Annotated in this window: 9 protein-coding genes; 5 read left to right on the forward strand and 4 right to left on the reverse strand. The window is 43.1% G+C overall.

Going from position 1 to position 21,803, the window contains the following annotated elements; all coding sequences use genetic code 11:
• Position 1: 1 nt before the first annotated feature.
• From CJF29_RS00540 to CJF29_RS00550, 3 genes are all read right to left on the reverse strand, one after another.
• On the reverse strand, positions 2 to 817 hold the full coding sequence (locus CJF29_RS00540) for a family 16 glycosylhydrolase (protein WP_099146354.1): 816 nt from the start codon (positions 815 to 817) through the stop codon (positions 2 to 4).
• 421 nt (positions 818 to 1,238) lie between these two features.
• Positions 1,239 to 5,210: a hybrid sensor histidine kinase/response regulator transcription factor gene (locus CJF29_RS00545; RefSeq protein WP_099146353.1), complete on the reverse strand. Its 3,972-nt coding sequence runs from the start codon at positions 5,208 to 5,210 to the stop codon at positions 1,239 to 1,241.
• A 96-nt stretch (positions 5,211 to 5,306) separates the two neighbouring features.
• Positions 5,307 to 8,162, reverse strand: a complete 2,856-nt coding sequence (locus tag CJF29_RS00550; RefSeq protein WP_074635775.1) for a hypothetical protein — start codon at positions 8,160 to 8,162, stop codon at positions 5,307 to 5,309.
• A gap of 248 nt (positions 8,163 to 8,410) precedes the next feature.
• On the opposite strand from CJF29_RS00550, the gene CJF29_RS00555 reads away from it, so the two are divergent.
• From CJF29_RS00555 to bglX, 5 genes are all read left to right on the forward strand, one after another.
• Positions 8,411 to 11,440: a SusC/RagA family TonB-linked outer membrane protein gene (locus CJF29_RS00555; protein ID WP_032845579.1), complete on the forward strand. Its 3,030-nt coding sequence runs from the start codon at positions 8,411 to 8,413 to the stop codon at positions 11,438 to 11,440.
• 45 nt (positions 11,441 to 11,485) lie between these two features.
• The gene (locus CJF29_RS00560) at positions 11,486 to 12,952 is read left to right on the forward strand and encodes a RagB/SusD family nutrient uptake outer membrane protein (protein ID WP_074635774.1); all 1,467 of its coding nucleotides are present in this window, start codon (positions 11,486 to 11,488) and stop codon (positions 12,950 to 12,952) included.
• 23 nt (positions 12,953 to 12,975) lie between these two features.
• Positions 12,976 to 15,084 (forward strand): family 43 glycosylhydrolase, encoded by a 2,109-nt coding sequence (locus tag CJF29_RS00565; protein ID WP_099146352.1) that lies wholly within the window; start codon positions 12,976 to 12,978, stop codon positions 15,082 to 15,084.
• Positions 15,085 to 15,112: 28 nt separating this feature from the next.
• Complete coding sequence (locus CJF29_RS00570; protein WP_099146351.1) at positions 15,113 to 16,477, forward strand: glucoamylase family protein; 1,365 nt, start codon at positions 15,113 to 15,115, stop codon at positions 16,475 to 16,477.
• A gap of 95 nt (positions 16,478 to 16,572) precedes the next feature.
• The gene (gene bglX, locus CJF29_RS00575) at positions 16,573 to 18,801 is read left to right on the forward strand and encodes a beta-glucosidase BglX (protein ID WP_413544549.1); all 2,229 of its coding nucleotides are present in this window, start codon (positions 16,573 to 16,575) and stop codon (positions 18,799 to 18,801) included.
• Between the two features lie 227 nt (positions 18,802 to 19,028).
• Here the strand turns inward: bglX and CJF29_RS00580 are convergent, their stop codons facing one another.
• Complete coding sequence (locus tag CJF29_RS00580) at positions 19,029 to 21,431, reverse strand: glycoside hydrolase family 3 N-terminal domain-containing protein (RefSeq protein WP_074635766.1); 2,403 nt, start codon at positions 21,429 to 21,431, stop codon at positions 19,029 to 19,031.
• Positions 21,432 to 21,803 lie beyond the last annotated feature (372 nt).

The raw sequence follows: 21,803 nt of genomic DNA on the forward strand, positions 1-21,803 counted from the left end.
CCTATAATATTTTCACCCAGTCGATGTACATCTTCACTTTCTGACCGTCTTTCAGGCCCGTCAGTTTATTAATGTCGGTAATCCCTGTAAACGCACCTCCCACGGCGAGGTTGAACAGGATGTAGAAGTTGTCATGAAAGTATGTGTTCGAGCTAATGTCGAACGTATGAAACTTGACGTTGTCGATGGATATTGTCAGGTTGTTTTCATCCCAATCCAGAGAGTAGGTGTGATAATTGCCGTCTTGCAGGCTGTTGGCCACATTGGCTTTGTAGTATTGCTGTTCGTGAGCCGCTGCGCTGGGGCCATAGTGAATGGCGGTGTTCACTTGTTTTTCCGAATCGCCCGCAGCCATTCCGCTCTGTTCTCCCATTTCCATAATGTCGATCTCCCCGCATGCCGGCCATTCTTTGTCGTTATCTCCCATCATCCAGAACGCAGGCCATAGTCCGCCGTTAGTCTTGGGAAGCTTGATACTTGCTTCTATCTTGCGATACTTGAAACTCTTTTTCCCTTTTGAATTGATCCTGCCTGAATAGATTTTATTCCCTTTGCGTTCGGCGGTAAGAATCAGAACCGATTTATCCCCGTCCTTTCCTATCGATACATGGGCGGCATCGTATGCCTGTAGCTCTTGGTTGGTCCAGCCGGGTTCATGACTTTCTTTCGTCCATACTTTTTCGTCGAAAAAGTTGAAATCGTCTTTAAAAAGAATGTCTTGTGGATTTTCCTCCGGTTCCGTTTCAACAGCATCCGACGAGCAGGACTGTTGCGCGAAGCAGACGGATAAAAATAGGAATAGTGCTACTTTTTTCATCGTTTTAGCATTTTAAAGGTTAAACATAATATGTGCTTTATGCTTGTAAAGCTTGGTGCAAAGATGCTAATATCAGGCTGAAACGATGGTCAGATTGCTGACATATTAGGTTTGATTGCTGACAAATCTGCTGATTTTTATCGAACTGACGTTATCTTACCCATTCTTTTTCGAAGATTGTTGCTATACAAGAATGAGGTAAACTCATACAATTATAATTCAAAAAAACTTCCGTACACATTCTCAAGTATACTTATCCCTATGAGAAAAAATACTCATAGGTATGAGAAAAAATACTCATTACAATGAGAACTTTTTCTCATTACAGTGAGAATATACCCTTGTTAGAATAGGCTGAAACAGTGCATTACTGTACCGGAAACGAGTTAATTTTAATTCAAAACCGAACATGAATGGTTGTCTACTTCCCACTATATTTACTCGGCTGCATCCCGAATTGTTTCTTGAACAATGAACTGAAATACTTCGTGTTGACAAATCCGGTTTCGGCGGCGACATCGGTTACGCTTTTACCTTCTTTCAGCAGTTCGGCAGCTTTTTGTAGCCGGATGATACGAATAAACTCTTGCGGCCCTTTTCCCGTCAGTGATTTAAGGCGACTGTAGAATAGTGTCCGGCTCATTGCCATTTCATGGCACAAGAGATTGATGTTGAAATCGGGTTCATCCAAATGTTCAAGAACAAACCGGGTAGCTTGCATGATAAACCGTCGGTCGCCCTCGGCCATTGTTTCGCTTGCTGTCGTTACGTTTTTGTTGTCGATACTTTCATTGTTTTCATTGCTTTCATTGTCGTCACGTTTGTCGCCCGCCTCTACTTGAGCGATGGCTTGCCGCATGAAAAACTGCCGTTGCCTGTTTCGATTGTCAATCAATCCTTGTACTTTCAATTTCAGTATCTCTGTACTAAATGGTTTGGGGATATAATCATCCGCGCCTTTCTTCAATCCTTCCACTATTGCTTCGTGGTTAGCCTTTGCCGTCAGCAGAACGACGGGAATACCTGATGTGTCAGGATTTTCCTTGACCATTCTGCAAAGCTCGTCACCCCGTATGCCGGGCATCATGACGTCGGAGAGGATGATGTCCGGATATTCATTGGCGAGACAGGCGATAGCTTCGTGTCCGTCGGCAACATCAATCACCCGATAGAGGTGTTCAAAGGTCTGGCGGAGGTAGTGACGGAGAGTTTCGTGGTCTTCTACAATGAGCAATGTATTCCGGTCGTCCGGATCTTTCATTTTATCCGTTTCGGGGCTGTTATTATCCGATGTGCCGGCAAGGTGTTCGAGGGATGATTCGTGCGACACGGGTTCGGCTACGGTGGTGGTTCGCGGCAATGTTACGATGAAAGTAGTTCCCTTGCCCTCCTCGGAACAGAAAGTGATTTTTCCATGCAGCATCTTTACAATGCGTTGCACCTGCAACAGTCCGAATCCGGTTCCTTCTTCCTGTGACTGCCGGGCATTCTCGGCTCTGTAAATATCGGAGAAGATATGCTTTTTCGCTTTCTTCGGTATGCCTATTCCGTTATCTTTCAACGAAAGGATGGCTTTGCGTTTCGTAGCTTTCAAATCCAGGCTGATTTCTCCCTGGGGCATGGTGTATTTGCAGGCATTGGAAAGAAGATTGTCGAGTAACATCTCTATCAGGTGTTTGTCTGCCGAAACGAAAACGGATTCGTCGGGTTGGGTCAGATTCAGTGTCAACTGCTTCTTCTCGCAAAAAGACCGGAAGACGGAGACTTCTTTCAGCAAAACTTCATTCAGACAAAGCGGAACCGATGAAGAGGATGGCTTGTGGGCGTCTACCTTTTCAAATTCGAGCAACTGTGTGATGAGCGAATGGAGTTTCCGGGTACTTTCATGGGCCAGATTCAGGTAATAACGGGCTTTGTCCGAGAGATCTTGTTCCCGGTTCAAATCCTCCAGAGGTGCCATGATAAGCGTCACCGGCGTGCGAATGTCGTGTGCCGTGTCGATGAAGAAACGTATTTTGTCTTCGTCGTATTTCTTTTGGAGCTGGTTGCTCTTATAGCGCAGGATGAAATAGAAAACGAAGCCTATTATAAATAGGTAAATAGTCCAAGCCCACCACGAGTTCCACCATGGCTGGCTCACTTTCACTTCTAAGGTGCTTTCGGAGATAGTCTTTCCGTCGCTGCGCCGCAGGCTGCGCACCTTAAAAAGATAAGTGCCCGGCGATACTTTGGTGTAGGATGCCTTGCCCTCGGCAGACGGTTTGCTCCAGTCATTGTCATACCCCTCTAAAATATGCTGATAGACAATATCGCGCTGGAAACGATAGTTGATAGATTCAAAAGAAACGGTAAACGAGTTGTATTTATAGCCGAGCCGTACCGCACGGTCGGCAAGCATATCATGGATGGCAGGTTTCAACGATTCTTCTTCCTGGACGTTTTGATAATCAACCGTCAGCCCCGTGAAACGCAGGAGCGTCCAGTAGTCTACGGTTGAGATGTCGAGTGGCATGATAAAGACAGCGCCATCCGTGCTGCCATACACAAACTCGCCGTTCATCAACCGGGCAAATGAGGATTTGTTATATTCCTTGTCTATATTGCCTGCATAGTTGAGGTTTGACACGCGCAGGCTGTCTATCAAGGCAATTCCTTTTCCGGTGCTGACCCACAAGCGTTTCTTGTCGTCTTGCTGCAAACTATATATATCATTGGACGGCAATCCCTCTTGAACAGTGAAAGTCTTTACCGTCCGGTTTTTCATGTCATATAGATTCAATCCTCCCCCTTCGGTTCCCAGCCACACGGTTTCGTCGTCATTGAATAGCATAGAGATGATATAAGCACTGACATTCTGATTGTGAAATTCCTGGGAATTGGCATAGTGCTGTATATTCCCTGTATGTTTGTCCACCAGGAAGAAACCGTTGACGGTAGCCACCGCTACCCGGTTTCGGTCGATAGGTTCAATGGACTGTACCCAATTCACGTCGAAAGACCGTTTGCTGCCTTTTTCTTTTTCAAACATGATCAGGCATCCGTCCAGACCTCCTATCCATAAGTCTCCCTCCATGTCTTGTCTGACGGAGAAAATATAATTGGTGGTCAATTGCCCTTGTTGCTTGGTGAGATGGCGTAACACGCGTCCGTTGTTATCCAGTAGATACACTCCGTCTCCGTATGTTCCTACCCATACGTTCCCATTTCCGGATGTGCAAAGAGAAATGGTTACGATTTCTTTCAGCACGTGTTTCCAAGTGCCTGACAGGGTGTTTCGGATGCTGATTCCATCATCGGTAGCGAACCATTGGTTGCCATCCGGGTTTTCTTCGATATCATTTACGTTGTTGCTGATGAGAGAATGGGTATTTCCCTTTTCGTGTGCTAATATCGAAATGGGATGTTTCAGCAGGATAGCCACGGATACGCCTCCCGTATAACTACCTATCCAGATGTTGCCTTGGTCGTCTCTGGTTACGGCATATACGCCGTTTCCGCGCAGATAAGTATCTGTGTCATCTCTGGTATTCATCAGTAAACGGGCTTTCTTGGTGTCCTTGTCTATCGCATACACACCGCCACCGTCCACGCCTATGAGTATGGTATGTACATCATAGTCTGTAATTGCCCGTATCGGATGAAGGAACGTGCTCCCTTGTCCCTCCAGCGCAAGCACTTTGGAAGTGTAGAGGTTCATCACAGACAAACCGCTGCCAAATGTGCCTATCCAGAGTTCTTTTTTCGGTTTGTCGCAGAACAATGTTTGTACATTCCACCCTTCCAGCAGCTGGCGTTTCTTATCCGGCAGGGCGTGTGACAGTTGCCAGACTCCGTTAGAAGTACCCACAAAAAGCGACTCGCCGGCAAATGCGATGTCGTTGACATATTGTCCTTTCAACACGGCAACTATACGATGGTCCGCTTCTTGCTTGTATAGTCCTTTATCCGCCCCCATCCACCAGGTTCCGTCACTATCCAAACAGAGTTTGTTCAAGATGACTTCTTCCTGAATCAATTGTCCCAGGTGGAGGACTTGTTCAAAATGATCCAGGATGGTGGAATATCGGTAGATTCGTCCGGTGTGGTCGTAGGCGAACAGTCCTTGTTGTGCGTCGTACAATAAGTAAAGCCTGCGTCCGGCAAGATCACCATAATAGAAACTGCCCGGCAAATCATAGTTCTTTACCGTATGACCGTTGTATCTGTCTATTCCGGTTTTTGTAGCAATCCACATAGCACCGTCTCCATCCTCGACAATCGAAAAAACGCGTTGGCTACTAAGGCCTTCTGCATAGCCTACATGCCTGACATCGAACATCCGGTTGGTCAGTTCGGCTTTGACAGCTATGCTTATCATTAGTAGTAAGGTGATAACAAGATTAAAACGAACCATATTCTTTTAATTGTTGACATTACAAAGATAAAGTTTCTTTAGAAAATCCCAACAGAATAGGGGTGTGAAATTAGAAGGAATATTCGGTAAATCTTCCTATGTAAAGTCAATTAGAAAATCAACAAGATTAATATTTCCGGGAATGGCAAGTTTCTTTCTTATTCGATAGCGGGCTGTTTCTACCCCACGAATAGTAAGATTGGTGAACTGCGCAATATCTTTGGTCGATAGATTTAGCCGTAACAGTGCACAAAATCTCAAGTCACTGGCTGTGAGACTGGGATATTGTTTACGCAGGTTACGGAAGAAATTCTTATGGATCATATCAAAATTCTTGTGGTAAATATCCCAGAATTCCTCCTCATTCAGGTTTCCGTTAATCTGTTTTAGTATGGTGTCTATATCATGTTGATTGATAATTCCCTTATGTTCTTGTTCAGACATAACTTCTTTCAAGCTTTCAACCGCTTTACGTTGGACTACGGCATCGAGAGCCAGGCTGGCTAATTCCTTACTTTTGACCTGTAATTCTGCTTCAAGTAATTGCTCGCGTTGTTGCGCAATGATATGTTCCTGCTCCAACATCTTGAAGTCCTGTTTCATTTTCTCTTTTTCAAACTCCCTATTACGTTTTCTTAGCATTTTGGCAGCATGCCAACGAGAGTAGAAGTATACTATTACACTCGCAAGAAGCACATATATTATCCAAGCATATATGGACAGATAAAATGGGCATGGTTTATTGAAATAATATTCTACGGAACTAAGTACCTGACCATCGACATTTTTCACTGAAGCCGTAAAATGATAATCTCCATACCCTAAGCTACCAAATGTGACCACCGGATCGGCTGATTCTGACATCAGATCCAAGCTACTTCCCGTGAGGTGATAACAAAAACGGAGAGGTTCGCAGTTAAAATTAGGATAAGACAAATGGAAAGTTATATCCCCCCATATTTTCTTGTTGTCTTTCTTTTCGGCAGATACAGGCATTAGATGCAATTGATAATCCTGCGACAAAGAAGTAGCTTTTCTAATGAGTAAAGAATTCCTTTGCAGCAAAGTGTCTTTTTTCAGATTCATATCCAAACGCCCTATACCATTGTTGAGACAGAAATAAGTGGTGTTATTGTTTACATATACATTATTATTGTTTTCATTGCATTCAAGTCCGAAAAAAGAGGAAGGGATGAAGCGTTCCATCCTGAAATTGTCATTATCATATCTTATCAGGGTGTATCCACGATAGTCGGTAAGCCAATAGAGGTTATCATCTACCGGTATAGCCATATTAATCCCATTTTTGAGAATGGAGTTAAGTTGTACGAAAGGTATGATACGCTGGTTAATATCATCATAAGTATACGTTCTTTTGCTGTCCGACAATACCACTCTTCCACGTATCTTCATAACATGCATCAGGCTTGCATTATTCTCTTCGTCTGACAATGATTTGATATACGTGCACTTTTCCACCTTTTTTAAATCCCTTGAAAGCTCTATCCTGTAGATACCGAGACTCATATGTGCAGCCCATATATTTCCACTATGATCGACCTCGAACTGGCGTACCGGATTCCAGAAGCCATCAATGGAATGAGAAAAACTCCATTTACCATTATATTTACGATAGACTCGGAGGTTATAATAAGACGACTCAATGAGAACTTCCTGCCCATTAATTATACATTTGCGCAGACACGTGCTACTGGTTTCTGTTTCAGGGATGTTACTGGCTACAGTTCCCGTTATAATTTTAGTTCCGAAATTGTTTCCCAGCAGAATTTGTGAATCAAATGTACTGATATGCCAGTTCTGTCCTTCGGTACCCTGGATAGGAACAATTGTTTGGTCGGCAAAAGAGTACAACCAGGCAGACTGGTTAGTAGCAATATATAGACTATTATTAAATGCATTGACCCCATATACCATTCCGAATGACTGTGAATTGCGGTCAGGTATCAGAATGGAATAGGGAGAACCGGTATGGATTAATGCAATGCCGATATCAAGTGCCGCCCATACATTATTATCCCGATCACAGAAAAGCCGTAATACAGAATTGTTATATAAACGATTTTCCATATCATAATGCCACTTCTCTTTTCCTTCTTTGTCAACGGCATAAATACCATTGCGGATCGTTCCGAGTACGATTGTCGAATCTGATGGAATCATTACGGCACGATTCATCTGCTGACTTTTTAATTCCTGATCGATAGCGGTAGGGTGGGGAGAAAGTGTCTTTCCGTCATAGTCAAACAGTCCGTTCCACTCGGTACATAGAATCATTTTTCCTCCTGCTGTGGGAATGACTGCAACCACAGAGTCATCTTTTAATGCTTTACGTTTAATCAATAGTTTATATTCATCATTTTCCAGAAGATAAAAATCACCGTTGACCATCTGTACATAGATTTGTCCATGCGCTTTATGAAAATACAATGGCAAATGTTGAGAGTTATAGTGTGCGGTTACTTTCTTTCCGTCATATTTAAACCAAGAACTGAATGATTGGAAATAAATACATTCACCTATTTTGAGTATATTCCATATTTCATCATTGTGTGTTTCGATATTCTTGAGTTGGCTCCATAAGGAAGTGTATTCAAGTATACCAAGAGAGTTGCGGCTGAAATAGCCGAAATCCTCGTATGTTCCCACATAAATACGGTCACCATCAATGAGTATGGATCGCACAAGCTGATTACCGGGCATTTGATATTTACTCCACGTATAGCCATCGAAACATAATAGTCCTGTATTATTTCCAATGTACATCTCTCCGTTCTTTCCTTGAGCTAAAGCCCAGTTTTGTAATCCCGCTTGGTAGTCTTTGGCTGTATAGTTGGTCACAATGGGCATAAATGTAGATGCATGACTTATTACCGGGGATAAACATCCTCCTATGAAAATAAATAATAAATAGATAAAATCAGTGCGTCTCATAGAATACTCTCTCTATTATGGTGATGAAAAATAATTTCAAATATAATACCAAATAATTAAAAAATCCCAAATCAGCGAAAAAACATGCCAAAATAAGTGTCTACAAGCGATAAACGTACTAAAAACGTAGTGTTGTACAGCATAAAAGTAGTAGCGTAGTATGCGTTATTTTGCAAGAATTTTAAAAACTCCATTCCTTTGTTGCATCGATTTTTTAGCAACCTTATTATCAACTAATACGTAAAAAAATGAAGAGAAAGATTACTTTTCTTGTAGTTGCAGTGTTGTGTTTACAAACACTGCTTGCTCAAAACAAAACAATCAGAGGTACTATTGTTGATTCCTTTAGTGAACCGATCATTGGTGCGTCTGCTCATGTAAAAGGTACCTACACTGGTACTATCTCGGACCTTAATGGTAACTATACTTTGGAAAACGTTCCCGAAGATGCTATTATTACCTTCTCTTATATAGGAATGATACCTCAAGAAATTGCTGTAAAAGGGAAGAATGTAATCAATGTTCAATTAAAAGATGATGTTCAGAAGCTGGAAGAAGTGGTTGTGATCGGTTACGGTTCAGCCAAAGCCAAGGACTTGACTTCTCCCATTACGGTAGTCAAGGGAGAAGCGTTACTTTCTACTCCCGCCTCTTCACCTATGGCTGCTATGCAAGGGAAAGTGGCCGGAGTAAACGTTACCAATAGCGGTACTCCGGGAGAAGGGCCGAAGGTAGCCATTCGTGGTAAAGGGTCATTTTCCAACAGCTCGCCTCTTTATGTAGTAGACGGTATGTTCTATGATGATATCAATTTCCTCAATAGTAATGACATTCAGGATATGTCCGTGTTGAAGGATGCTTCGGCTGCTGCCATTTATGGTGTGCGTGCCGCTAATGGTGTTGTTATTATCACTACCAAAAAAGGCCAACGTAATCAGAAAGCTAAAATTACCTATAACGGATATATAGGTGTACAGAAAGCTACAAACGTTTTAGAAATGGCTAACTCTCAAGAGTATTCTACTATGCTTCTCGAAGCTAATTATGATGCATATGTATCTACCATGAAGGCCTCTATTGATAAATTCGGCGGTGACTATTCCGATCCGGATTTTCATAACTGGAAATTCGATTCAGACACAGACTGGTATAAGGAGTTACTGCGGAGTGCGCTTATCACTAACCACAGTTTGGGAATTAGTGGTGGAACAGAGAAAAGCACTTATTCCGTAGGTATGAGTTATTTGTATCAGGATGGTGTAATGGATGTAGAGAATAACTATAAACGTCTCAATTTCCGTGCAGCACTCGATTATGAAGCAACCAACTGGCTGAAGGTCGGTTTCAATGGTGTATTTAGTAACTCTACCCAAGTGTTGCCACAAAATAAAGCTTGGCAGCAGGCATTTAATGCTCCGGGCATTTATCCGGTTTATGATCCGGCAAATGACAATACTTTCCCCGACAAGTATGCATCACCTGATGCAGTTGGTTTCACTGCTAACTTCTACAATCCTGTGGCAACAGCCAACTATTATGATTCACAAAATGAGAACTATCAGGTATTGACTAACTTCTATGCACAGTTCCAACTCTTGCCGGAGAAGTTAAATTTCAGAACGAGTTATAGTTATGATTATTCAGCCATTCGTGGTCGTGAATATATAGCTCCCTACTATGTAAGTAGCTGGCAACAACAGGCCGTTTCAGAATTGACAAAGAAAGATACGAACTATTACAATTACATTTGGGATAATATATTGACCTATAATAATCAGTGGGGAAAACATAACTTTGGAGCCATGTTAGGTTACTCTATGCGGCAACAACAGTACAGATATATGTGGGGAAAAGCTAATAATGTACCGGAAGGAAAGGACGAATGGCTTTATTTGAGTCAGGGAAATGCTGAAGGTGTAACTCTTGGAGACGATGGTTACTGCTATCGCGGTCAGTCTTATTTCACCCGTTTAAGTTATGACTATGCAGGGAAATACCTGTTGACATTCACTATGCGTGCGGACGGTTCTTCCAAATATCAGGAACATTGGGGATATTTCCCATCTGTTGGTGCTGCATGGGTTATCAGTGAAGAAGATTTTATGAAAGATCAAAAGTTCTTCGATTACCTGAAACTGCGTGCCAGCTGGGGACGTTTGGGTAATGACCACGTAGCTGCAAGTGACGGTTTTGCTTCAATTACCACAGGTAATTCTGCATCCGGTGTATTTGGAAACTCTACTTTCCCAGGCTATCAAAATACAACTTATTTCAGTTATTTGAAGTGGGAGCTGGTAGATGAAACAAACGTCGGTTTGAACTTCTCTACTTTTAAGAATCGTTTGAATGTAGATTTGGACTATTTCTATCGCCTGACAAAAAGAGCTGTTATATCTCCGCGTTTACCGTTCAGCAATGACGTACTTGCCGGAAACTATGGTAAGATTCTGAATTCGGGTTTTGATTTATCACTTAACTGGAATGATAATATCGGAAGAGACTTCAAATATAATTTGGGAGTGAACCTTTCATATTTGAAGAATAAGGTAAAAGACCTTGGAGGATTGAGCTCTATCAAGGGAGGAAAGACCATTAATATGGTAGGCAAAGAAATGAATTCATACTATGGATATAAGGTTGTAGGAGTTTATCAGACTTTGGAAGAATGTGCGGAAGATCCGATTGCCGTGGCCAACAATCTTGTACCGGGTGACTTCAAGTATGAAGATGTAAACGGTGATAACGTGATTGATGGTGATGACCGCCAAGTACTTGGCTCTTACATACCTAATTTTACATACGGCATTAATCTTGGTTTGAACTGGAAGAATCTGGATTTTGAATTGACTACGTATGGTCAAACAGGCGGACAGATATACAACCGTAAACGTGCTTTGCGTTATGCACAGTCTAATTATAACTTTGATAAAGCACAGTATGAGAATCGTTGGACCGGACCGGGTTCTACTAACTCGCATCCGTCTGCAGCAGCATTGGTAAAGGGGTGGAATGTATCTGACCAAAGAGTGAACTCTTATTTTGTAGAAAGTGCCGATTTCTTCCGTATTCAGAACATAACTCTCGGTTATAGTTTGCGTAATATCAAGATGGGAAATTACACATTGCCGGGTATCCGTTTCTCACTGACGGCAGACCGTCCGTTCACAACATTTAAGGCGAATTCATTCACTCCGGAGTTGAGCGATGCTGAAGGATGGGATACAGAAGTTTATCCTTTGACATCTACTTATAGCTTTGGAATCCAGATTGATTTCTAAGCCGGAATGGAAAAATTAATTTTAATCTAACAAAAGAACAAGAAAATGAGAATACTAAAGAATATCTTAATATATGCGTTGCCAGCATTAATGTTATGCAATACATCATGTGATTATCTTGATAAAGAGCCCGAAAATAAGGTTCCGGAAGAGAATGTAGACTTTACTCAAATTGAGAATATGTATCAAGCGGTTTCTGGAGTATATGCTAAAGTTAGAACAGGCGGTATGCACTGGGTGATATGGCCATTGTCTGTCGTGCGTGATGATGATGTTTGGTCCGGACGTATAGATGACCAGGCAACCCTTATTGATATGGGTAACTACAACTACGACAGTTCTTTCTGGGGACTCAACGAGATGTGGAATCAGTATTATGGTATCATAAAAGTGGCCAATGCTGCTCTTGAATCGCTGGATTCCTACGCAGAAAATATCACGTCGGACGATGATATGACTAATTACCGCTCTTACTGTGGTGAAGTGAGGTTCCTTCGTGCTTATGCCTATTACCGACTTGTACAGGCTTTTGGTCCGGTAACTATTTTGCGTAGTAATACTCAAACCGACATGACCCGTTCAACGATCAATGCTGTATATAAATATGTTCTTGAAGATCTACAGTATACGATGGACCATACTCCGAGATTACGTCCGAATGAAATGGCTCATTATGGTGCTGTCACTGCTTTCTCGGCAGAGATGCTTGCAGCAAAGATACATCTGAATCAGGGTAATTATGGAGAAGTTGAAACATTGACAGATGATATTATCGGTAGCAAGAAATTTAAGCTTTATGATGATTACTATAATTTATTCAAGATTCCGGGTAAGGTTTGTGATGAATCGTTATTCGAATGTCAGTGTACTGACTTTGGTCTTGGGTCAGGTGATATGGTAGATGCTGATAACTGGTTTGTATTCCAAGGACCGGCGAACGACGGAAATATTTCAGGCTGGGGATTTATCGGTATATATAAAGATTTCCGTGATTGGGCAGCGGCTCGTGGTGAGACTATCCGTGCTACGACTTCGTTCCTGTTGGCTGGTACAACTACTCCAAGCGGTGATGTGATTCGTGAATTGCAGAACTCTACTCAAACAGATTGCTGGAATGGAAAAGCCTATACTCCGACAGATCAGTTGACACCGGGCCGTACCAAATATGGTGCAAATAACAATGTACGTATATTCCGTTACGCTGATGTATTATTGATGAATGCAGAAGCTAAGGTACGTTTGGGTAAGGATGGTGATGCGTCATTGAAACTTGTACGTGATCGTGCGGGAATGTCCGAGATTGATGGTGCGACTGTAGACCAAATCCTTGATGAACGCCGTATGGAACTTGTTTGTGAGTGGGGAGAACGTTACAATGACTTGATTCGTACCGGTAAGGCTGCTTCTGTGCTTGGTTCCAAAGGATGGACTGAAGATAAAACCTATTATCCGCTTCCTTTCGATCAGGTATCTAATATCCCAAGTCTGACGAACGAACCGATTGACGAGTAATTATGTCTAAATAAAATTAGGAAATGACAGGAATAGTAAAAAAGATATTACTAAGTTCTGGGATAGCGTTCTCTGCCTTGGCAGGGAACGCACTACCACCGGAAGATTCTATAAAAGTAGTAAAAGGACAGGTAAGCGACTACTATATCCCGGTAGTAAATCAATACGAAATAACCGGAACGGTTGTAGATGAACAGGGTAATCCGCTTGAAGGGGCTACCGTTATGTTTTTCTCAAGTCCGGTTCATTGTAACACGAACATAGAAGGCCGTTATACGTTGAAGGCTACTGATAACGATGTGCATCTTTATGCCTATTATCCGGGAAAATCTTTTGCCAATGTAAAACGTGCTGTTGACGACCGGCAAGTGAAAATCGTTATGCAATCAGGAAAGCATAAGTCTGTGCAGCGTCAGCCTGCTCAAGCTACAAGGTGGTATGACCCTGCGCATCCTGTCACTCGTACCTATTGTAATCCTATGAATATTAGTTATAACTATGAACCTTATAACAACAATGTTCAGTCTAACGGATCGTTCAGATCTTCTGCCGATCCGATGGGATTAACTTATAAAGATGAGTATTTCCTGTTTTCCACGAACCAGGGAGGCTTCCATTATTCAAAGAATCTAAGTGACTGGGAATTTGCTCCGGCCTCTTTCCAGCGTCGTCCTACGGACGACGATATGTGTGCTCCGGCAGCATTTGTAAGCGGAGATACGCTGTTCTATACCGGTTCTACTTATGAAGGATTGCCCGTATGGTATAGCACGTCTCCCAAATCCGGGCGTTTTAAGCGTGCTGTCGAACGTAATACGTTACCTTCATGGGATCCTTGCTTGTTTTTGGATGATGACGGTAAGCTCTATCTTTATTACGGTTCGAGCAATGAGTATCCTCTTAAAGGCGTACAAGTGAGTCGTGATGATTTTCGTCCGGTCAGTAAGATCTATGATATCATGATGCTTCGTCCGGAAGAACATGGCTGGGAACGGTTTGGCATGAACAATGATGATGAAGTGACGTTGCGTCCGTTTACCGAAGGGGCTTATATGACGAAGCATAATGGAAAATATTATTTTCAGTACGGTGCTCCGGGAACGGAGTTTAAGGTATATGCCGACGGAGTATATGTCAGTGATTCGCCATTAGGACCGTTCACTTACCAGCAGCATAATCCAATGAGCTATAAGCCCGGTGGATTTGTACAGGGAGTAGGACACAGTGGTACTTTTCAAGATTTGAAAGGAAACTACTGGCATGTGGGTACTTGTATGTTATCCCTCAAATATAAGTTTGAAAGACGTATCGGATTATATCCTACAACATTCGATCCGGATGGGGTGATGTACTCTACCACAGCATTCGGCGATTATCCTTGCTGGAATGCCGACTACGATATTAAAAATCCGGCTGACCGGTTTACCGGATGGATGCTTCTTTCTTATGAGAAACCGGTAAAAGTATCCAGCACCGACAGCATCTATTCCGCTTCCAATCTTACCGATGAAAATATGCGTACGTATTGGGCTGCTAAAACCGGGGAACCGGGTGAGTGGATAGAAATTGACCTTGGCGCCATGAAACACATAAAGGCGATCCAACTCAACTACTATGACCATAAAAGTGTGCAGCATAATCGTGCAAACGATTTATACTATCAATATCATATCTACTCCAGTGATAGCGGGACAGACTGGACACTGGCGGTAGATAAAAGTGATAACGATAAAGATGTGCCTCATGACTACATCGAATTGGGTGAGACGCTGGATGCCCGCTATCTGAAACTGGAAAACATTCATGTTCCATCCGGCAATTTTTGTCTTTCGGAGTTCCGGGTGTTTGGTTTTGCTGATGGAGAGAAACCTCTGCCCGTACGAAATTTCAAGATAGTGCGTGACAAACAGGATAAGCGCAATGCAATGATTTCGTGGAATCCCTCATCCGATGCCTACGGCTATAATATTTATTATGGCATTGCTCCCGAAAAGTTATATAACTGCATCACCGTGAACGGTGCGGATCATTATGACTTCCGGGGACTCGACCTTGGTACGACTTACTACTTTGCCATTGAAGCTTTGAATGAATCGGGACGGTCGGCGTTGTCGAAAGTCGTGAAACAATAATTATTAATCAGAAGAAATACTTTATAAGATGATGGAATGGACAAGAACCGGCATATTTATTACTCTACTCGTAGTGGTATGCGCATGTACACAAAAGAACAAGACTGTGACCGATGCGGAGCCTGATCGCCCCGAGGCATTTGCGAACGACGATGAACTACTCGACTATATTCAAAAGACGCATTTCAACTATATGTGGGAAGGTGCGGAAAAGACTTCCGGACTGGCCTGCGAACGTATACATCTTGATAATGTTTACCCACAACAGGACCAGGATGTAATTACGATTGGAGGTAGCGGATTTGGAATTGCCGGCTTGTTGGTGGCTATCGAACGAAACTTTATCAACCGGGAAGAAGGTGTAGCCCGGTTGACAAAGATTGTAGACTATCTGGCAAAAGCCGATCGTTTTCATGGAGTATGGCCGCATTGGCTCCATGGTCCTACGGGCAAAGTGAAACCGTTCGGAACAAAAGATGACGGTGGCGACCTGGTAGAAAGTAGCTTCCTTATGCAAAGCCTGTTGTGTGTACGGCAATACGTAAAGGATGGCAACGAGAAAGAAAAAGCACTGGCCGCTAAAATAGACGAACTGTGGCACGGGATGGAATTCGACTGGTATCGCAACGGCGATCAGAATGTATTATACTGGCATTGGTCTCCTAACTATGGCTGGGAAATGAACTTCCCGCTCGAGGGCTATAATGAATGTCTGATTACCTATATCCTTGCAGCTTCATCCCCTACACATTCCGTTCCGGTAGCCTGTTACCATGAAGGGTGGGCGCGTAGCGGTGGCATCAAAAGCGCTTCCAAACCTTACGGTTACCCGCTCGAACTGAAGCATAATGGCGCAGAAGAGAAAGGCGGTCCCTTATTCTGGGCACACTACTCTTACATCGGCCTTGATCCGCGTAACTTGACCGATCAATATGCCAACTACTGGAATGTGGTACGCAATCATGCGATGAGTGATTATCAATATTGTGTCACTAATCCGAAAGGTTACAAAGGATATGGATCTGATTGCTGGGGACTTACAGCAAGTTACTCCATAAATGGCTATTCAGCCCACATGCCCGACAATGATCTCGGTGTGATTACTCCTACTGCCGCTTTATCCTCTTTTCCTTATACACCGGAAGAGTCGATGGCCGCCTTGAAAGGTTTCTATAAACAAGGAGCATGGATTTGGGGGAAATATGGATTTCACGATGCGTTCTCACTGAACGAGAAGTGGACTGTTCCGCATTATCTTGCCATCGACCAGTGTACGATTGCGCCAATGATAGAGAACTACCGTACAGGACTACTTTGGCGGTTATTCATGAGTTGTCCGGAAATTCAGGACGGACTGAAAAAGCTAGGCTTCACTTCTACAACAGCCGAATAAAAACAGAAGAAAGAATAATATAAATATAAAAACAGAATATGAGAATAGGTAGATTTTTGCTAACTGCAGTGATTACGGCGTCTGCTGTCACTGCTATGGCTGCCCCGCAAGCCGATAAGGGTAAAATGGATCAGTTTATTGACAACCTGATGGGGAGGATGACTCTGCAGGAGAAGATCGGTCAACTCAACCTTCCTGTGTCGGGTGAGATTGTTACCGGACAAGCTAAAAGCAGTGATGTGGCCGGTAAGATAAGGAAAGGTCAGGTCGGTGGTCTTTTCAATGTAAAAGGAGTGGAGAATATTCGGGAAGTCCAAAAGATTGCCGTAGAGCAGAGCCGTTTGAAAATTCCTTTGTTGTTTGGTATGGATGTCATCCACGGATATGAGACTGTTTTTCCTATTCCTTTGGCACTGTCTTGTAGCTGGGATATGGAGGCTATCAAAGAATCTGCCCGTATAGCCGCAAAAGAATCCAGTGCCGATGGTATTTGCTGGACTTTCAGTCCTATGGTTGATATCTGTCGTGATCCCCGCTGGGGACGTATGGCTGAAGGTGGAGGCGAAGATCCTTATTTAGGTTCGGAGATTTCGGCAGCCATGGTAAAAGGTTATCAAGGTGATGATCTGACAGATAAGAACACTATTATGGCTTGTGTGAAACACTTTGCCCTGTATGGCGCACCCGAAGCTGGTCGTGACTATAACACAGTAGACATGAGTCATCTAAGTATGTTCAATAATTATTTTCCTCCTTATAAAGCAGCTATTGACGCTGGTGTGGGTAGTGTGATGACTTCTTTCAATGTGGTTGACGGTATTCCTGCTACCGGCAACAAGTGGCTGATGACCGATGTCTTGCGTGACCGTTGGGGATTTGATGGTTTTGTTGTGACAGACTACACAGCTATTTCCGAGATGATTGCTCACGGAATGGGAGATCTTCAACAGGTATCTGCCATGTCACTTAGTGCCGGAACTGATATGGATATGGTTGCAGACGGGTTCCTCACTACTTTGGAGAAATCTCTAAAAGAAGGAAAAGTGACAATGGCTGAAATAGACAAAGCCTGCCGTCGTATTCTCGAAGCAAAATACAAGCTCGGATTATTTGATGATCCTTATAAATATTGTGATGCAAGCCGTGTAAAGAAAGATATCTTTACGGCAGAAAACCGTGCCGTAGCCCGTAAAATAGCTACTGAAACATTTGTGCTTTTGAAGAATGAAAATAACCTGCTTCCATTACAGCGTAAAGGCAAAATAGCTCTTGTCGGCCCGCTTGCCAATACAAAGGCCAATATGCCGGGTACATGGAGTGTGGCAGCTGCTTCTGACAAATACAATTCCCTGTATGAAAGCATGAAGCAATCATTGGCAGGTAAAGCGGAAGTGCTTTATGCCAAAGGTTCAAATCTGATGTATGATGCTCAAAGAGAGGCGGAAGCTACCATGTTCGGTCGTGAAATGCGTGATTCGCGTAGTGCGCAGGAGTTGCTTGATGAGGCTTTGAATGTCGCTTCCCAAGCAGATGTGATTGTGGCGGCAGTTGGTGAATCGTCTGAAATGAGTGGTGAATCCAGCAGCCGTACTAATCTTGAAATGCCGGATGCGCAGCGTGATCTTCTGACAGCATTGAAAAAGACAGGCAAACCGATTGTACTGGTCTATTTTGCAGGTCGCAGCACTGTGATGACTTGGGAACAGGAAAATTTCCCGGCTATACTGAATGTATGGTTCGGAGGCAGTGAAGCAGCCGACGCGATTTGTGATGTAGTATTCGGAGATGTTTCTCCGAGTGGAAAACTGACTACGACCTTCCCGAAGAACGTAGGACAAATTCCTTTGTATTACAACCATTTGAATACAGGTCGTCCTTTAGAGGCAGGAAAGTGGTTCAGTAAATTCCGTAGCAACTATCTTGATATAGACAATGATCCTCTTTATCCATTTGGATATGGATTGTCATACACCACATTCCGTTACGGTGATTTGCAACTTAGCAATAACTCAATGAATGAAAAGGGGAAGATAACCGCCTCTGTCACTGTCACCAATACGGGCAACTATGATGCTGACGAAATCGTACAAATGTATATTCGTGATATGGTAGGGAGTGTAGCACGTCCGGTGAAAGAATTGAAAGGCTTCGAACGTATCCATTTGAAGAAAGGGGAAAGCCGCACTGTCTCTTTTGATATCACAGCAGAACAACTGAAATTCTATAACAGTGCGCTGAATTGGGTATGTGAACCGGGAGAATTTGAAGTGATGGTTGGTGGAAATAGCCGCGATGTACAAACAAAGAAATTCAGTTTGCAATAATACATATATGCTAAAATGACGTTTTCACTAAGGTTAGTCTAGGTATATTCATCAAATATGGTCAAACGATAGAAAGAGAATGAAGTCTCAATTTATTGTTTGACCATATTTTTATAAGTATTTTAAATCAGAAGTTGCTTTATAAATTCAAGGCTTTTCAAATACTCTTTTCTTTTTAAGTCATCCGGTACAAAATTATTAGTGGTTACTTTTTAGTCTTTTCAAGTTTATTGCACCTCAAAACTCTCCTTCAACCGTATATCCTGTGAAGAAGCTCCCACCATAACCGAGAAACTTCCCGGCTCTACCGTAAACTGATTATTCTTGTCCCATAATCCCAAGTCTTGAGGCGTAAGGGTAAAGTTGATAGTTTGTTCTTCTCCTGGTTGCAAGTGAATACGTTCAAAACCCCGCAAAACTTTATCGTAGGTGGTAACGCTGCTGAAATCATCACGGATATAAAGCTGGACTACTTCATCCCCTGCTTTCTTTCCTGTATTCTTCACAGTACATGAAAGAGTGATATTCTCCTGCGGACCGATCACCGGTTTAGATATTTTCAAGTCTGAATATCCGAAGGTCGTATAGCTTAAACCATATCCGAAAGGATAAAGTACACCGTCTACACGGACTTTCCCTTTAGAGTCAGAACCCGGCTTGAATGGGAATGCAAAAGGAATCTGTCCCACAGATTTCGGGAAAGTGACAGCCAGACGTCCTCCCGGATTATAGTCTCCGAAAAGAACTTTAGCGATGGCATCTCCCATAAATTCTCCGGGGAACCAGGCATGGATAATGGCAGGAATGTATTTGTTTGCCCAGTTGATGGTTGCTGCCCTTCCGTCCACCATCACTAGAACGACAGGTTTGCCTGTTGCATAAACCGCTTCCAATAATTGTTGCTGCCGCCCGCAGAGGTCAAGATTGGTACGTGAAAACTCTTCCCGAACCGTTTTCTCATTTCCACCCAGTACAAGAATAGCGATATCCGAAGCTTTTGCTAATTCTACCGCTTCCTGAATCATCGCCTGCTCTTGTGTATCTAATGGAACATTGTATAGTTCGCTCTCCGGGAAATATTTATCAATAATGTCACAGCCTTTTGCATAGCGAACTTCCGAGTTAGGCAGATATTTTTTGATTCCCTGATATACAGTCTTAATAGACGCATTGGCAGGACCATATCTGCAAGTCAGCTCCTTCACTTCTTCCGCATTCGGACCAATCACAGCTATTTTTTTGAAGTTCTTGGATAACGGAAGCATCTGATTCTTATTCTTCAAAAGAACGACAGACTCCAAAGCGGCTTTCATAGATACTGCTTTATGAGCGTCATTGTGTAAGACTGTCTCCGGACGACGGTCATCACCGGGATACGGATTATCAAAAAGCCCCATCATAAACTTGACACGCAGAATCTCACTGACGCGTTGATCGAGCGTATGCAAAGAGACTTTACCTTCGTCGATAGCACGACGCAACGGGAGAATGAAATCTTGCGGGGGAGTAAAGTTGGTACGGATATTCAATCCTGCATTGATCACTTGTGCCGCCATCTTTTCTTCAGTCGGGGTGATACGATGTTTGGTGTGCAGAAACTCTACCGCCTCACTATCCGATACTACATATCCTTTGAATCCCCATTGCTGACGCAGAATTTCCGTGAGGAAATGATAACTTCCGGAAACTGGCTCCCCGTCATAATCATTATACGAACTCATCACTCCTAGAGCACCCGCTTCCTGAATACCTTTGCGGAAAGGTTCCAGATAAAGAGTCTTCATCTCACGCGGGGCCACGTGCGGATCCGTACGCGTACCTCCGTCGCGTCCACCGACCGGGATGCTATACACGGCGAAATGCTTGGGAGTAGCAACAATACCTTCGCTTTGCAGACCGAGGATCATCTGTTTTCCCAATTCGCCCGCCAGATACGGATCTTCTCCGTAACTTTCTACCACACGTCCCCAGCGAGGATCTTGTGCAATATCCAGAATAGGAGAATAAATATTGGTATATCCCAATGCTTTTGCCTCATTTGCAGTGACTTTCGCAATTTCCCGGATCAGTTTCTTGTTCCACGTGGCACCTTGCCCGCATTGAGCGGGAAACATGGTAGCCCGGTCGTGACATAATCCGCGTATTCCTTCATTGGTGAAGTCCACCGGAATACCCAGTCGTGTCTGTTCTACAAACCAGCGTTGAATGGTGTGTCGGTTCTTTACACTGTTGGCATACGGATAGGAGATTTCAGAACCGAATTTACCCAGTCCGTTCGCCTGCTCATCAATATTTCCTATACCGTCCTTCCAGATTTCTGCTGACCATCCGGCAGTAGGCCATGCATCTTTCAATACCCGTCCCGAACCGTAGAGAGTAGCCATCTGACAGGTTTTCTCTTCCAGCGTCATTTGCGAAAGCAAATCCGCGATGCGGGCTTCGATAGGAGCGGAGGTATCTTCGTATACATCCTTTATACCGTTTTTGTTGAAGTCGATCCAGGTCTTTTTGTATATGTCCTTTGAGTTGTTGCCGGATTTGTTATCAGTAGGTTTGTTGTTTGCCGAGATACTGCCGGAGTAGATACTTCCGGCGGATACTAACAAGGCGAGACATAGTAGTTTCTTCATAATCTATTTTTTTTGCAAGAGTACTTATCTATTTTATTTATGTTGCAAGTATACAAAAAGAATTTGATATGAGAGGATAGAATAGTCTTTATAATCATGTTATAAACGGCTGTCTTGGTACTGGTGTATAGGGAGAATGGATATTATGAAGCAGGGAAGAATACCTTATCTCCCCTTTATGTTTGTATTAAGTTACCGCTCTTCTTGCATCAGACTACCGATATAGTTAGCTTCCCACGGCCGTGACGACTTCTCTTCACGGCCATGAAGAGAAGTTACCACGGCTGTGGGAGGATCTCACCACGGCTGTGGTGAATTAACTATATCGGTGGTTTAACGGATGGATAATGAAGGGATAATAGATATATACCG

The organism is Bacteroides celer (assembly GCF_002632415.2).
In the GTDB taxonomy this organism is placed as follows: Bacteria; Bacteroidota; Bacteroidia; order Bacteroidales; family Bacteroidaceae; genus Bacteroides.

Excerpts from the sequence above, each read along its gene's own strand:
- CJF29_RS00560 (WP_074635774.1), top strand. The coding sequence starts at position 11,486 with ATGAGAATACTAAAGAATATCTTAATATATGCGTTGCCAGCATTAATG.
- CJF29_RS00580 (WP_074635766.1), bottom strand. The coding sequence starts at position 21,431 with ATGAAGAAACTACTATGTCTCGCCTTGTTAGTATCCGCCGGAAGTATC.
- bglX (WP_413544549.1), top strand. The coding sequence starts at position 16,573 with ATGGCTGCCCCGCAAGCCGATAAGGGTAAAATGGATCAGTTTATTGAC.
- CJF29_RS00565 (WP_099146352.1), top strand. The coding sequence starts at position 12,976 with ATGACAGGAATAGTAAAAAAGATATTACTAAGTTCTGGGATAGCGTTC.
- CJF29_RS00555 (WP_032845579.1), top strand. The coding sequence starts at position 8,411 with ATGAAGAGAAAGATTACTTTTCTTGTAGTTGCAGTGTTGTGTTTACAA.
- CJF29_RS00550 (WP_074635775.1), bottom strand. The coding sequence starts at position 8,162 with ATGAGACGCACTGATTTTATCTATTTATTATTTATTTTCATAGGAGGA.
- CJF29_RS00545 (WP_099146353.1), bottom strand. The coding sequence starts at position 5,210 with ATGGTTCGTTTTAATCTTGTTATCACCTTACTACTAATGATAAGCATA.
- CJF29_RS00570 (WP_099146351.1), top strand. The coding sequence starts at position 15,113 with ATGATGGAATGGACAAGAACCGGCATATTTATTACTCTACTCGTAGTG.
- CJF29_RS00540 (WP_099146354.1), bottom strand. The coding sequence starts at position 817 with ATGAAAAAAGTAGCACTATTCCTATTTTTATCCGTCTGCTTCGCGCAA.